This is a genomic window from Vibrio fortis, from assembly GCF_000695685.1.
GTDB lineage: Bacteria > Pseudomonadota > Gammaproteobacteria > Enterobacterales > Vibrionaceae > Vibrio > Vibrio fortis_A.
Genome location: NZ_JFFR01000033.1, coordinates 308,780 through 324,186, shown reverse-complemented (window position 1 = coordinate 324,186; position 15,407 = coordinate 308,780). Strand labels below are relative to the sequence as shown.

At 43.9% G+C, this 15,407-nt stretch carries 11 protein-coding genes; 4 read left to right on the top strand and 7 right to left on the bottom strand.

The window, feature by feature from the left end:
• Positions 1-294 precede the first annotated feature (294 nt).
• From VFDL14_RS00405 to VFDL14_RS00415, 3 genes are all read right to left on the bottom strand, one after another.
• A complete protein-coding gene (locus VFDL14_RS00405) occupies positions 295-2,361 on the bottom strand; it encodes a tRNA(Met) cytidine acetyltransferase TmcA (RefSeq protein ID WP_032553741.1) in 2,067 nt (688 codons plus the stop codon).
• Between the two features lie 87 nt (positions 2,362-2,448).
• Positions 2,449-3,423: a ParB/RepB/Spo0J family partition protein gene (locus VFDL14_RS00410; RefSeq protein WP_032553740.1), complete on the bottom strand. Its 975-nt coding sequence runs from the start codon at positions 3,421-3,423 to the stop codon at positions 2,449-2,451.
• Between the two features lie 5 nt (positions 3,424-3,428).
• A complete protein-coding gene (locus VFDL14_RS00415) occupies positions 3,429-4,646 on the bottom strand; it encodes a ParA family protein (RefSeq protein ID WP_032553739.1) in 1,218 nt (405 codons plus the stop codon).
• Between the two features lie 1,262 nt (positions 4,647-5,908).
• Here VFDL14_RS00415 and VFDL14_RS00420 point away from each other — a divergent pair.
• Positions 5,909-7,882, top strand: coding sequence for a replication initiator protein RctB domain-containing protein (locus VFDL14_RS00420; RefSeq protein WP_032553738.1), 1,974 nt, complete (start codon positions 5,909-5,911; stop codon positions 7,880-7,882).
• A gap of 394 nt (positions 7,883-8,276) precedes the next feature.
• On the opposite strand, the gene VFDL14_RS00425 is transcribed toward VFDL14_RS00420, so the two are convergent.
• The 3 genes from VFDL14_RS00425 to VFDL14_RS00435 are packed head-to-tail and all read right to left on the bottom strand — an operon-like array spanning position 8,277 to position 10,516.
• Complete coding sequence (locus tag VFDL14_RS00425; protein WP_032553737.1) at positions 8,277-8,753, bottom strand: hypothetical protein; 477 nt, start codon at positions 8,751-8,753, stop codon at positions 8,277-8,279.
• Entirely contained in the window at positions 8,750-9,682 is a 933-nt protein-coding gene (locus tag VFDL14_RS00430) for an ATP-binding cassette domain-containing protein (protein WP_032553735.1), read from the bottom strand. The genes VFDL14_RS00425 and VFDL14_RS00430 overlap by 4 nt, the downstream gene beginning before the upstream one ends.
• A gap of 9 nt (positions 9,683-9,691) precedes the next feature.
• Positions 9,692-10,516: an ABC transporter ATP-binding protein gene (locus VFDL14_RS00435; protein ID WP_032553734.1), complete on the bottom strand. Its 825-nt coding sequence runs from the start codon at positions 10,514-10,516 to the stop codon at positions 9,692-9,694.
• A gap of 364 nt (positions 10,517-10,880) precedes the next feature.
• Between VFDL14_RS00435 and VFDL14_RS00440 the strand changes: the two genes are divergently transcribed.
• Positions 10,881-11,075 carry a PA3496 family putative envelope integrity protein gene (locus VFDL14_RS00440; protein WP_032553733.1) on the top strand — a complete coding sequence of 65 codons (195 nt, stop codon included), beginning with the start codon at positions 10,881-10,883 and terminating at the stop codon, positions 11,073-11,075.
• A gap of 205 nt (positions 11,076-11,280) precedes the next feature.
• Positions 11,281-11,829: an NADAR family protein gene (locus tag VFDL14_RS0123575; protein ID WP_084181934.1), complete on the top strand. Its 549-nt coding sequence runs from the start codon at positions 11,281-11,283 to the stop codon at positions 11,827-11,829.
• Between the two features lie 53 nt (positions 11,830-11,882).
• On the opposite strand, the gene VFDL14_RS00445 is transcribed toward VFDL14_RS0123575, so the two are convergent.
• A complete protein-coding gene (locus tag VFDL14_RS00445) occupies positions 11,883-12,641 on the bottom strand; it encodes a substrate-binding periplasmic protein (RefSeq protein ID WP_032553732.1) in 759 nt (252 codons plus the stop codon).
• Between the two features lie 86 nt (positions 12,642-12,727).
• Here VFDL14_RS00445 and VFDL14_RS00450 point away from each other — a divergent pair, with 86 nt between their 5' ends.
• Positions 12,728-15,103 (top strand): response regulator, encoded by a 2,376-nt coding sequence (locus VFDL14_RS00450; protein ID WP_032553730.1) that lies wholly within the window; start codon positions 12,728-12,730, stop codon positions 15,101-15,103.
• The last annotated feature ends 304 nt before the right edge of the window (positions 15,104-15,407 follow it).

Here is a 15,407-nt window from a genome sequence, read left to right as displayed (position 1 = left end):
TCTCAATAATGAGCTACTACACATTAATTAGCAACTTATTGACTTAAAGCATTAAATCGATCTGAAGGGCATCGTCAAAGGCCAATTATGTGCTGGCACACAGGATATTCCCCTGGAGCTCAACAAATCTAAGTATGGGTGTTGCTAGTTCAAACCTCGAGAATTTCAAGCTGCTAGAGAAGATAAAATAAGAAAGCGATGAGAACACTTAGAAGAAGTGAGTTTACAGTGTAAATTGAGTTGTTATTCAGTTTACACTGTAAATCGATAATTGAGGCGGGTTAAATGAAGGCTCTATTTACACTGTAAATTGGAGAGCAGTAATCCAAGATCGTGACGAAGGGTTGATTCGGTTTGCTTGCGACCGGCAAGATTGGCTAACTCACTGCACTCTGTCCAAGTTCTTTTCTGAACAACTTTCCAAAGCAGTAAATCACTCGTTTGCTCTAGCTGCACTTTATCCAAGTTATAGATTAAGTTCTCTAGCATGAAACCAACACCATCAAAGCTACTCCCTCCATCAACGTAATAACCGAGTAGAGGATTAATATCCTCAACCAAAAATTGGCGTGGTTGAGAGGATAGCAATGAACGCACAATGGCTGGCTCAAGCGAGCGGTACGTCGTGGACAACAGATAACGAAGGCCGAAGTAAAAATAGAGACTCCCTTCCTCAACCCAATGACGACTTTCTTCATTCAAAGTTCTACACATCAACAATGAATGACAACCGCTCGACTGATCTCGCTGGTGGCCAAGGTGTACTGAGACGAAGCCATTACTGCACCAAAAGTCGACTAGGTCGTCGGTCGCACCAAAGCTCGTTGCCAAATAATCGAACTCCGAGTTTGCTTTGACCAAGTGGCCAATCATTCGATGTCCTAAGCCCTGCCCTTGGATATCAGGGTGAACGGCAATTCTCATAATTCGAAGGCATTTCTGCACTGCTGCTTTATCAAGACCTAAATGGTTAGCGAGAAGTGTCGGAGCCAAATGGCCGCGAGGGCGACGCTTACCAAGCTGAACATCTCGAATAAGTTCATGTGACAATGCGCCCTCTTCAACAGTAAGAATGCACCCCAAGCAATGCTGGTCTGAAAACAGTGCATGCAGTGACATTTGAGGGTTATCTAAAATTTGAATCAAGTCATTAGGCGACGTTTGATAATGAGCGCTGACTAGTAAACCAAAACACTGAGGCAAGACCTTAGGGTTGTCGAGTAGCGTTTGTTTATCAAACTGATACCAAGACAACCCATCAAGTTCAACATCCTTTGGTAGAGCCTCTATATCAGAATCCAACAAGAAAGTATCAAACAACCAACTTTCCAAGGGGTCGTGTACGTTCCAGCGTATTGGCTGTTCAAGTTTAAACGAGCGCCAATTAGGGCGTTGCTTAGACAGCCACTTTTCAAACTTGATACCAAAGCCTCGTCCACTGCCCTCATATCCGTGAACCGTGGTTGAGAAAACCATACGATGATAGCTTTCAACCATACGTTGCAACATTGGCAACGGAATTGCTGCGGCTTCATCAACCAACAACAGGTCACAATCGGGTTGTGTTCTCAATACTTCGTCCGGAGCAACAAAGACAATTTTGCTTTGTTCATGGACGAGAGTATGTCGATTCTCCATAGAAGAGTTAGCAAGCAACTTCTGCGCATGTTCAAACAGAGGCTGTATCGCTTTGACGTTCGGCGCAGTGACTACAATCGTGACTGAGCTTTTAGCCTTAATAATATTAGCTGACGCGATACCCAGCGCGGAGCTTTTACCACGACCACGGTCAGCAGTTAAAACAAGTGGGCGCTTGCGGTGACCAAACATTACTTTTTCAATCGCTTCAATAGCGAGCTTTTGTTGCTCATACTTATCGAAACCATCTGGTGTGACAACCACTTCTGGTAACGCTGGCATTGCCGGTACGCCAGCCACTTCAGAACCTTCTGACAGCGCCTTTTGCGATAAACAGATAAGCTTATCAAACTGACGCCTCAGCCAAACTTGCGATAAAGTAGTTTCATGGCCTGCTGGCGGGATGACAAATAACACCCCTCCCCCAACTAGCGCACCTAATGCCGCGGTAAAACTGTTTGCATCAAACCCTGTTCTAAAATCGCAAATCAGAACTTGGCACTCTTGCCCTAACAATTGTTGGCCTTTATTGAAGGCGATATTTGTAGCGCCGACTGCGCTCAATTCGCCCAAAACAAAAGCCGTGGGGCTGTCTAAATCAGAGAGATAAAACTCAAGCTCTTGAGATTGCCACGCTTGATCGCCTTCGAGTAGGACACCATAGCGGTGGTTATTATTTAGGGCTACTGCGGAGAGTTGAGTTAAGAAAGGAAGAGTCGTCATAAATTGCGTCCAAATTCGTCTAAACACAGTTTATCACAGGTAAAGAAAAAGCCGCATCAAGCGGCTTTTAATCGGTAAGTGAGGAGCTTAGTTCAGCTTAGATTGAACAAAAGCGAGAATTTCTTCCATGGTCGCATCATCAACTTTTTTAAGATTCAATGCCAGGTTAGCGCCTTTACGACTGTAAGAAGCGCGGCCTTTAACAAGTTCAACTTTTGGCGTTGTCTTTTTCGCTGGTGCTGGCGCAAGTTCAGAAATCCAGTTCTCTAGTGTTTCTGTCACATCTTTAGTCAAACGAGTAACACCTTGAGCGTCGCTACGCTGCCAAACAAAACCATCTGTTGCATCGCATTTAGTTAGCAAGCTTTGCTGCTGTTCTTCGTTAAGAGCACCAAATTGCTTGTGCAGTTTAACGATTGTTGGACGACCTAAATCGCTCACATTTGGGTATGCTTGTAACAGCTCTAACGGAAGTGATGCGGCTTTCAGTGCGCCACTCACTAATGCTTCACTGCACTGGAACATTTTCGCCAATGCTTTTTGGTCCTCAGCTTCGCCTTTGTCTAGCTTAGCTTGCATCTCTTTACCTTTCTCATAAAGAGATAGAGGTTTATGTGCGTTAGCCACATCAGAAAGGAATTTAGCGTGTTCACCGTTAATGTTCTCTGCTACATAGATAAGAAATTCTTTGTCAGCAAGAATACAAGACATACGACGACGGCTACCGTCTAGAACCTCAATCTTGCCATCTTTGTTCTTACGACCAACAGCAGGATATTGTTGTCCGCGCTCTTTAAGAGTGGTTAAAACGTCAGAAAGTGCATGTTCGTTTAGGAAAGATTGCTCACGAGCATTCTCTTCGAATACGACGGTTTGCGTTGCAACTTGGTCAGCCGGAATACGTACCAGTTCAAAAGAAACCATTTGTTCACCCGCAACAGCCAGTTCAATAACTTGAGCCTGCTCTTTTGCTGCAGTTTGAGCTTCTTGAGGAGTCGCTACTCGGCGCTTATTCGCTTTACCAAATAGCTTTGCATTTAGATCAGAAGTTTTAATTGCCATGTTGATTATCCCTGATTAAGTGAAGGCCAGTTGCTGTGTAATACACGCTCTAGTTCAAGCGCACTCTTTTGAACGGCATCTTGAGCGACAGCAAGCGTCTTCTTACCACCCTCAAAATCACTTGTCGTTAAGTCGAAAACCGTACTATAGGTATCGGCACAAGTTTCAAATGCACGGCTACGAGGAATGGTTGCCATCATGACTTGGTCATTCAACAGGTAATTCATCTCGGTTAGTACAGAAACCTGTTTCTTGTTGTCATCTTCAAACATTGTTGGCATCAAGCGAATGAACTCGAGCCCTTTCCAGTCGTCTGGGAACATCTCGTAAACTGTTGGTAGATGCTGGAAAAAGTTAACTGTTGATGCCCAGTCCAGACGTTTTGCAGCACATGGGATCAATAGTGCGTTCGATGCGTACATTGCATTCCATACCAGCGGGTCAACGTGAGGACCTGTATCGATCATAATGACATCGAAGTCGTCAGCGATTTTGTCAATCAACTTCTCTTTCAATAGACGAACAATGTCCAAAGACTGATCTTGAGAAAGGCTTTGCCAAGCTTCCGCATTGAACATTGCATCTTCCGGGAACGCTGACACAGTCTTTAAATTTGGGTATTGCGTTGGAAGTAGTACGTTCTTATGTAAGAACTCTGCGTCAACTTCTTGCCCTTCAGGAACGTTGTCCAGCATGATATCGACCGCTGAATAGATGCTGTCGTGTTCTGCTCCACTAATTTGAGGGTTCAAAAACAAACGTAAAGAGCCCTGTGGGTCAAGGTCAATTAGACAGATGCGGTAGCGCTTATCTAAGTTAAGGGAGAGACAAGCAGCCAAATGCACAGCTGTCATCGATTTACCGGTACCACCCTTCTGGTTCTGAACGTTAATTATCCAAGGTTTATTATCTGCGTGTTTCTTGCGTTCGTGGAACTTAGCAACACCTGCAGCATCCATTAACATGTGTGCTTCGGTAAGAGAAATTGAGTAGTGGTTGGCGTTATTCTTTGTGAACTGATGGCCTTCAGATTCAAGCTTTGTGATCGCTTCGTCCAACTTACGACGTGTCAGGCCAGAGCGTGTCTCCATCATCGCCTTAGACATTGGAGGAAAGTGTTCATCACTTCGCTCTTCTAAGATGATCTCAATTCGGTCAGCCTGAACTTGTTGAGTCTGTTCGGCTAGCTGATAGAGCTTATCAATCGTTTGTTCTCTTTTCATTGCCAATTTCCGTTATGGTTAACTTAGTTAGAATTGTACAGCAAATAACAATAAATCCAACAAAAACATGAACATCCATTTATGAGTAAAATCACATAAAATTGATGGTATATGTTGTTTTCTATATTAAGAGACCTACGTAGGTGAACAAAAATAACTCAAAATAATGGCAGTTATTACCGATGTAAAAACACACATTTAAAATGTTACAATGTCACCAATTTACAATGTAAATGAAAAATCTACCGTTTTTCTCGGAACGATTGAAATTCAAGCACAAACTACGGTGAATGTGATTTCTACTGAAAAAACAGTTTATGAATGCTAGAAAGAAAAAGTGCATTTGATTCTAGCTGCTAACAGCAAACATGAATCTAACGATGGTTAATATCAGAGTGACATTATTTGCGTTTCACCAGTCTCTGAAAACGGAACGATGATCAAGGAGGCTTCTATTTTCATGCTTTCGTCAAACACAGTATTATGAAGCATGATCAAGGGGAGTTGACTAAACATAAGATCGTGACGAGCTGAATTTGGACAAGATCCATTTACGGAAAAATGATCAAGAGTATACGACTCCGGAAGCATGTAATTTCAATGCTAAATTACGGAAGAATGTAGATAGACTGGGCTTTGAGCGTAATTTTCATGTTTCTACTTGATAAATCAATCGACACACAACTGAAATACAAATGTCATTGAATGTCCTGATCATGCTTCCAACAGAATATTCAAACCTGCATCAAACCACTAATCTATATTTAAAGCGCAGAATGCGTTTAAACATTCAACAATTGTGGCTGGTTCTTATTAAAATAGGCCTTTCCATGATCATTGTTCCGACGAATACACCAAAATTATTACTCACATTCGATATTCAGCGTTCATGGTTTAACCGACGTCTGTGGATAAGCTGTAGAATGCTAATGATCATGCTTTCGGAACTATAATGATCATAGTTACAAGAACTTAGTGATCATTGTTCTGTGGTTTATTGATCATGCTTTCTGAGTTTCTTTGATCATGTTTTCGGACTTGTTATGATCATGCTTTCCAACGGATTTTATTTTTATTCCAATTATTCAGTAACTTACAAGCAACATGAGCACCAGATCATTAGATCACTTAATCATTTAAGATCAGATTAATCAAAAAGATCAGTTATTTAAAAGATAATAAATTCTCTTTATTTATGATCATTTTTTCTTTATTCTTCAGGAACTATAGTGAAATTACGGCTAGTGTGATACGGATCAAAGATGAAACCAGATGAAAAGTTACTGATTAAGGCAAGAAGCCATAAAGATGGTCATTTATTTGAGGTATCAGAAAGCGCAGTAGAATGGATAGAGCAATATCAACACTTTAAGGGAGTCACTAAAAGTATTGTTGAGCTCCTTAATCTTATCTCCTTGCGTGGCTTTAGCAGTAAAGATGGTTATGTATCTACGACCGAGATCATCGATGCGACAGATGGTCAGGTTACTCGTGCTGCTCTTCAACAACGACTCAGAGCAGCCGTTAACATTGGTCTCTTTAAGCAGATCCCTGTTCGCTTTGAAGAAGGTTTAGCTGGAAAAACCATGCTTCATCGCTTTGTTAATCCGAATCAACTAATTTCAGTACTCGGTGCCACCAGCTTAGTGACTGAAAGCGTTAAACAGAACGAAAAACAGAAGCGTTCTAAAGCGTTGGCTCAAACACAAGTCAACAAGCGTTTGCTGAATGAACATGGTCTGAATACTCCCCCAACGATGAAAGATGAAGCGGATCAGTTTATTGTCTCACCAACAAACTGGGCCGGTATTATCGATCAAGCGTTAGCGCCGCCGCGTACTCGTAAAAGCTATCAAAAATCGATGGTTTCGATCTCTGGAACACGCGCTGTGATCGAGACAAGATCATCGAAAAACATCATGACTGTTGATGATCTAATGACTCTTTTTGCACTGTTTACACTGACCGTGCAATATCATGACCACCACCAAGATGATTATCATCTTGATGCGAAATCAACACCAAACAAGACGCCGTTATACATTACCGACATTCTTTCTTTACGCGGTAAGAAGGACAGTGGTCCTGCTCGCGATTCTATTCGCGATAGTATTGATCGTATCGAATTTACCGATTTCCAATTGCATGAACTGACAGGCCGTTGGTTAAGTGAAAATATGCCTGAGGGCTTCAAGAGTGATCGATTCCGCTTCCTAGCACGCACAATCACTGCATCGGAAGAAGCGCCGACAGAAGGCGCTGACGGTGAAATCCGTATTAAACCGAATCTATACATTCTTGTTTGGGAACCATCGTTTTACGAAGAACTCCTCACGCGAGACTACTTCTTCCTATTCCCACCAGAGATCCTGAAGCAGCATACCTTGGTATTCCAGCTCTACTCTTACTTCAGAAGCCGCATGGCACGCCGTCATTCGGATTGTATGTTGCTAAGCGAACTTAACCAGAAGCTCGCGAGAAACATCGATTGGCGTCGTTTTTCGATGGATTTGATCCGAGAATTAAGAAAGCTGGGTGAAGTCAGCGATCAAGACGATACTTTCTTAGTGAATTTATGGGGTTACCATTTAACGATCACCTCAATGATCGAAAAAGACAAAACCGTCGATTACCAGGTGGATATTAAATGTAACGTCGAAGAAGTATTGCGCTATTCACGCGCTCGTACCACCAATGCGGGCAAACGTAATATGGCGCCGACACTACCAAACCCTCTGCGTAACGAAATGGTTTCAAAACAGAAGCTAGAAGAATTGTCTGAGATCATCGATGGTGAGTTCGAACCGATCCAACGAAAAGCCCCTTCGCCTCGTGGCAAATTAGGGCGCCGAGTTAAGCTGCGTAAACACTCTGTAGAGATCAATGCTGATGAAATTACCATTACTCTCTCAAAATATACCTCTCCAGAGGCTCTAGAACGCAGTATAACGGCTCTCTCTGCTATGACAGGGCATTCACACGCCTCGATTAAAGAAGAGTGTTCAGAGCTCGTAGAGAAGCTCGATTGGTTGAGAGTTGCGGAAGAAGTGATTCCGTACGAAACGCTAAGTCGCACTATCGAGCTGTACAACGATCGTGATACCAATAAACATCTATCGATCGAACGTTTGATCTCTGGATTGGCGGTAAGACGCAAAGTGTGTAAACAGATCCACGAAGGGCACCTCGACGAAAACGTCTTTTTAGCACTGGATGAGATGGCTATCGGCCACTAAATTTGTGGGCGGAGCAGGCATGAAAGGATAGAGTACGAGCTGAGTAAACAGTGACGTAATGAATCGTTCAATGAAATTGATTGGATATTGATGGTAAATCCACCTAACGCTGACAATTCACTGACATTGGCCATGAGGATGCTGGTTATTATTTATCCCGAATAGACAACCTTTTGTCCTTTCTTATGATTAATAGATTGGCTCATATTTTGTTACATCATACTGAATAGATTTTTCGCGAGTTCCACTGGAGCTCGCTTTTTTTTGTTTTAAAATCAGTAGGTAAACTCACTAATAATGAAATTAGTCGGCTATTGATCTTGTTTGATTATCGAAAGCATGATCAAGAGTGAGATCGAAACGCCCGTTAATTACCTTGATCATCTTTCCGTTATCAGTGGGTGTAAGAGGAGTGACCTACTTGATCACGGTTGTGAGGGTGGTGAGTCATGAATTTCACATGCGATTCGATCAACCTTTCCGATTCGCTTTGCCATCGCGGATCCTGTTGTTGGTTGGCAAACTCAAGTGCGAGCACACACAAGTGCTGCATGCGTTTAGTGCACCAATCACGAAGCTCCGTTTCAGCTGCTGCGTCGCTCGACACTGCCTGAAGCTTACTGTAGGCAAACATGACAAACTGAAAGGCCTTCTCTGACTGGTCGGTAGTGGATTGTTTGTAGTGGGTATAAACTCGTAAACAGCCATCGAGCCAACATGCAATGGCTTTGCTCTGCTTATCATCAATCAACGGCCCCCAGATCGCGTCTGGAGGCGTTAAGATCAGACTTTCAAGTTTACTCACTTGATCATGCTTTCGAGAACGATACCAATTTTCGATGTTCTCTAACCATGCGTCTAGTTCATTCATGCAACACTATCCCAATGTTTTACATAGTGATTTTCAGCAATTTTATTCACCTTATGCTGAATAATACTGCTTCGCTCGCGCACGAGATCCGCATCTACCGAATAGTTTGGTTCATTTTTTACCAGTTCGCCAAATGGAAGATCAGGATCCGGTACCGCTGAGATCAGCAGCTTAGTGTATGGATGTTGCGGGTTGGTGAGGATCGATTGGGTTGAGCCCCACTCGACGATCTGCCCTTTGTACATCACTGCGGTCTCTTCAGCGATGTAGTGAGCAGTAGCAAGATCATGAGTAATATAGAGAAAACCAATACCGAGCTCTTTCTTCATTCGTTGCATGAGATTGAGTACACCCAAACGAATCGATACATCGAGCATCGAGGTTGGCTCGTCAGCCAAGATGACTTGTGCGCCCACACCTAGCGCTCTTGCGAGGTTAACACGCTGTCTTTGGCCCCCACTGAGCTCATGTGGATACTTAGCTAAAGTTTCGATAGGAAGCTCAACCAGCTCTAATAACTCCTTGAGGCGGCTCTCAAGGGCTTGTTTAGAGTCGACCTGTTTATGAATCTTAAGTGGGCGAGTCAGATGATGTTCAATGGTATGGGTTGGGTTGAGTGAGCCGAATGGGTCTTGGAATACCATCTGTACCTTGCTGCGGTAGTCCAGAACCTCTTTACGACTCTTGAGCGTAGAGATGTCCTGACCATTAAACAAAATCTCACCTTCAGTGGCAGGGTAGACCTTGGTCATCAATCTCGCACAGGTGCTTTTACCACAACCTGATTCGCCCACCAGCGCCAGAGTCTTACCCGCGTAGAGGTCGAAGCTGACCCCGTGTAGCGCTCTAAAAATCTCTTCTTTGCCCAATCCACCACCGACAGTGAACTCTTTAACGACGTTTTTAACTTGGATAATTGGCTGTTGCATCATGCTCTCCTAGCTCGCAATCGCGTGTGACTGTTCGTGAATGTTTGGGAATGAACTCCACAGTTTTTGGGTGTATTCATGTTGTGGGTTATTGCGGATCTCATGCGCGTCGTTGACCTCAACAATCTGGCCATAGCGCATAATGGCAATGCGGTCACACAACTGGCTCATCAACGCCAAGTCGTGGGTGATGAAGAGGATAGAGAAGCCAAACTCTTCACGTAGTTGGTGTATCTGCTGCAAGATTTCTCGCTGCACTACAACGTCAAGCGCCGTAGTCGGTTCATCCATGATGATCAGCTTAGGGTTGAGTGCCAGTGCGATGGCGATAACAAGGCGTTGTCGCATCCCACCACTAAACTGGTGCGGATACTCTGAGAGACGATTGCGTGGAATGTTCACCAAGTCTAAGAGCTTTTCGGCTCGGTCTTTAGCTTGCTCGTCGCTCATCCCTTTATGGTGTCGAAGCACATCGGCGAACTGCTCTTGAATGGTTAGGACTGGATTGAGCGAGTTCATGGCACTTTGGAATACCATGGCAATCTCGCTCCAGCGTAGAGTGTTAAGTTGCGAGTCTGAGAGTTTTAGAAGGTCTTTCCCATCAAACAAAATTTCTCCACCGGAAATAAATGCTGGCGGCTTGTGCAGACGGTTAATGGCAAAGGCGATGGTGCTTTTACCGCAACCTGACTCACCGGCGAGGCCAAAAATCTCCCCTTTGCTAATATGAAAGCTCACGGATTTCACCGCATTGAAGTCACCATCGTCGGTGATGTAGTCCACGCAGAGGTTTTTTACCTCAATCAATGGCGTGCTTTTTAGTTCACTGGACATAGTTATCGCTCGTTATGATATTGATAATAATTATCAATATCATGTTGTGCTTTTAGGGAAAGCAGAGAGCATAGAAATATTGAAGTGACTCGTAATTAATTTGCACCTGTTTGCAGGAATTTTCAGGTGAGGAAGTGAGTTGTGAGGTGGCGAAAAGTGGGAGTTAGATCAAACCACATTTCTTATGGGGAATCTTTTAAATGTAATGGCATAAATTCGGCTTGGCAAAGTTTAAATGAGGCATTTGTTAATTAGCTTTATGAAGCGTCGGAATCATCACATTTCGGTACAGAAAATCTTAACAACAGAAATGGCATTTGCTACAGATTAGCTGTCCATTACATGGTGCTTTTCGGAGGAAAACATGTCCATTAATTCAATCAACCATGATGAAATGACGAACATTGCCAACAAGTGGGATGGTGATGAAGAAGTATCCCTAAAACCAGAGAAACAGATGAAGTCGGCTGAAGCTCGCCGTCGTATTGAGGCTCTTAGAGAAATTAGAGAAAGCGGTCTGAGCCTTGAAGAAGCGAGAGAATTAGGTTTGATTCACTGATCTTTGATTATTCCTTTTAGAGCGGCCAAGCGTCGCTCTATCTGTATTTCCACTCTATTTACAGCACGCTGACCTTGCGGTTAAGTGAACCCCATTCACAGACTCACATTTCACTGACTCACTCTATTTGACACCACTATCACGCAGCACTAATTTTAAAAGAAAAAGATAAGCGCTGAGATGCACTGTTGGTGAGGAGTAGAGGATGGCGAACTGCAAAGAGGTTCTGTTTTACGAGCCAGAAGACCCAAACGGTTACCTTTCAAATTTCGCGGCCTGTCCGATTCGCGTTGGCGATGAGATATGGGCGACCAGCGAACACTATTACCAAGCGATGAAGTTTACCTGCGAGAAGCTTAGACAGCAGATTTACATGGCAAGCTCGCCTGCGGAGGCCTTCGCATTGAGCCGCGACTATGATGCACAAGTGCGTGAAGATTGGTATGACATTCGCGTCGAGGTAATGCGCTTTATTGTGACCGAGAAATTCAAACAGAACCCTTGTTTTGCTCTGTTTCTTATCAATACCGGCGACTCAGTCATCAAGGAACACTCGCACAAGGATAGCTTCTGGGGAGATGGGGGAGACGGGACAGGTGAAAACCACCTCGGCAAGATTTTGATGAGTGTTCGTAGTCAGCTTAATGATCAGCCCGTCTGCTTAAAGCCTGTAGCAACACACAGTGAGCGTGACTTGCTGTCGGTACCTCTACTGTTTGCACGCCCTAGAGAGAGTTTTAAAGTTCATCACTAAAAAAGCCCCAAGATAATCTTGAGGCTTTCGCTTGGGTTGAGATATCTGGCTAATTAAAGGTATTTACCAACAATATCATCAAGTTGCCCATTATCTCTCATTTCTACCAAGCGCTGATTGATAAATGATTGCAGTTCAGGCTTCATTTGAGGGTCAAAGGCGAGGTGAATCGGATAGTCACTGATTACCGAACCGAACCTTTGCAGCTGGTAGTCATTGATGTCGAGGTTTTGATCGTTGAGGTTGTACTTAATGCGTGACTCCATCTCAACAAACACAGTGTCACCTGGGGTACGGTTAAGAACACGGAAGGCGGCAGTATAGTCCTTTACTCGAATCTCGTTGAGCTTACCTTCGGCAATGTAGGGCTCAAGGTTTGGATATTCAAAACCTAATAGTAATACTACTGCTTTGCCTTCTAAGTCATCGATAGTATTGAACTCAAATGGTTTTTTTCCGCTGCTGAGGAGAGAGTGTTTTACATTGTAAATCGGAATGTCTGAAAGGTTCTCAGCTTGGATATTTCCCCAGCTTGGGCTGCCATAGGTTACCCAGTTGTCATTCTCGCGAGCTTCAAGCTTCGAGATCATGCGATTGAATGGGTAGGTGTGATAGTTGATGTCGTAATCGCTGTCTTGAAATACGGCTTCAACAATATCGGTGACCATGCCTTCGTGAGCGCCGCCTTCCTCTTCTATTTGAAAAGGCTGAGCTTGGCTGGCAATGATGTAGTAATGAAGTGGTTCTGATGACACAGCGTAACCACTTGAAAATAAAGCTGCTATTGCAGTTGAAAGAAGATATTTTTTCATAACCTTCCCTGGTTATTTGTAGGACGACTACTATTATACTAGTTGAGTAATAGTAATTTACTAAACTTAAAAAACGGAATTTATCTATGGTGAAACAAGGAAAGCGCTATATCGGACTGTCTCGTCAACTTATCGGGATAATCATCGCTATCAGCACTTTGTTCACTGTTATTGTGACAGGGCTCAGCCTATATGTTGAGTACCAAGATCGCGTTTCTTACATCAGCACTCAAATTGACCAAGTAAAAACAGGCCATCTACCAGGACTAACCTCAAGCCTCTGGGTTGAAGACCGCGACCAACTGCGTGTTCAGGCTGAGAGTGTTTTTCAACTGCCGACGGTCAGTTACCTGCTTATTGAAGATAGCAATCAAGTTGTGATCGAGCTAGGACAGCCGATTGTCGGTAGAGCCTATTCGAAAACTTGGGATATGGTTTATCAGATGGGGGGGAAAGATTATCCTCTCGCAAAACTGACGGTGCAGTCTGATCTCAATTTGATTCTGAATGACTTTGTTGATCGTGTACTTGTGTTAGCCGTGTTTGAAGCAGTGAAGGTATTCCTGCTTTCACTTGTCTGCCTGACGGTCGTCTATCGTCTTGTCGTTCGACGTTTGAAGACAATCTCTAACCAAATAGATGAACAAGACCAGCAAGCCGGACCGCAAAAGCTCACACCCGTTGGGCACACCTATTCTGATGAGATCACCACACTTGAGTACAGTTACAACCAATCAGTAGAACGTATTCGTCAACAGTATGAAGAGTTGAAGCAAGCTAAAGAAGCTGCTGAAGTGGCCAATCAAAACAAGAGTGAGTTCTTGGCAAACATGAGCCATGAGATACGTACTCCGATGAATGGGATCATTGGCTTGTCATCTTTATTGGCAGATATGGATATGCCAAAAGAGCAAAAAGAGTATGTGCGCATGCTCAATACCTCATCATTAACGCTGCTGGATCTGATCAACGACATCCTCGACTATTCAAAAATCGAAGCAGGGCACCTCGACCTGCAATCTGAACCATTCCGTATTGCCAATATTATCGATGATGTAGAATCGACCTTCCGTATCAAAGCCGAACAGAAAGGCCTCAAATTCCAGCTGATCACCGACCCGCGTATTCCTGCTGTGATCAAAGGTGATGGTACGCAACTTCGCCAAGTGCTGAACAACTTAGTCGGTAATGCTATTAAGTTTACTGAGCAGGGCCATGTGACTCTTTCTCTGTCTCTAGAGCCATCATTAAATGGCGCTCCTAACTGCGACAAAGCTCGAATCAAGTTTGAGGTGAAAGACAGCGGTATAGGTATCGCGGAAGATAAGCAGCGCAGCATCTTTGAGAAGTTCCAACAAGCCGATGGCAGTACCACTCGTAACTATGGTGGTACCGGGCTCGGGCTCGCTATTTGTGAGAAAATTGTCACGCTGATGGACTCTAAGCTCGAGCTGTACAGTATCGAAGGCAAGGGAAGCTCTTTCTACTTCTCGGCTGACTTTGATGTATGCAGTGAAGTGACGCAAACCCAAGTGGATATGAGCAAGGTGTCGGTACTGCTTGTGGACGACAGCCAGCTCAATATGCGTATTACCTCGGCACAACTGAAGGCATTTGGTTGTCAGTCTCAGAGCTGTGATGGCGCTGACAAAGCCGTTGAACTTGTTGCTCAATCATTGGAGAAAAACACCCCTTACGATTTGATATTGATCGACAAAGTGATGCCATCAGTCGATGGTTTCCAATTGGCTGATACTTTAACTCAACGATTTAAAGATCAGTGTCCGCTGCTTGTGATGATATCCGCCGATCCGCACCTTGAAGACGAACAGAGAGCCAAACAGGTGGGGTATGTCGCATACATTGCACGCCCTTATCATGATAACCAACTGAAGTGGACGGTGAACCGTGTCCTCTCAAATAGAGCATCTGAACAAGGCTTTACCTATGCAAATCGAGGCGAAGTTTCTTTCAAAACCGTCGCTACTGAGCAGCCGAAACCAGAAGTAGAGCCGCCAGTTGAGCAAGCGCCACTGCCTCAATTCGAGGGTAAAGCGCTGGTGGTTGAGGATTCTCGAGTGAATCAGCAAGTTGCCAAAATGATGATCAAGAAATTGGGGCTTGAAGTCGATATTGCTGAGAACGGTAAGATCGGTGTCGAGATGTATCAAAAAGCCGACTACAAAATCGTGTTCATGGATTGCCAAATGCCTGTCCTCGACGGCTTCGAAGCAACCAAGCTGATTCGCGCCATCGAAGAAGGGTCTGAGCGACATGTACCAATCGTTGCTTTAACCGCTAACGTGGTGCAAAGAGACAAGCACCTCTGCTTCGAAGCGGGGATGGATGAGTTTATCGCTAAACCTGTGAATCAGCACAAGCTGCTCGCTGCTGCCGAGAAGTTTTTGAGTCTGCCGAAGAAGGTGCTCGATAAAGATGGAGTCGAGCAGCAGATCATTTAACTTCTTTATTAATTGTAAACGGGCCATACAAGATGAGTTGTATGGACCGTTTTTTATGCTCGCGTGACTTCATTATCAACGCGACACCGAATTCTGCCGACAAGCTTCAATGTAACAATTCATTCACACTTGACTTGCCTTGTAAACCCCGCCTTTAAGCCTCAATCGCTTGATTGGGTTAGCTTTCAGCCTTTTTATTCTTGGGTGTAACATCTCGTTTACATTTTTCATTGTGAAAGGTGGTTTTTGCTGATTTTGTTGAGGATTTTCAATCTCACGAGTTCTGTTCCAAGTTTAAGTTAAG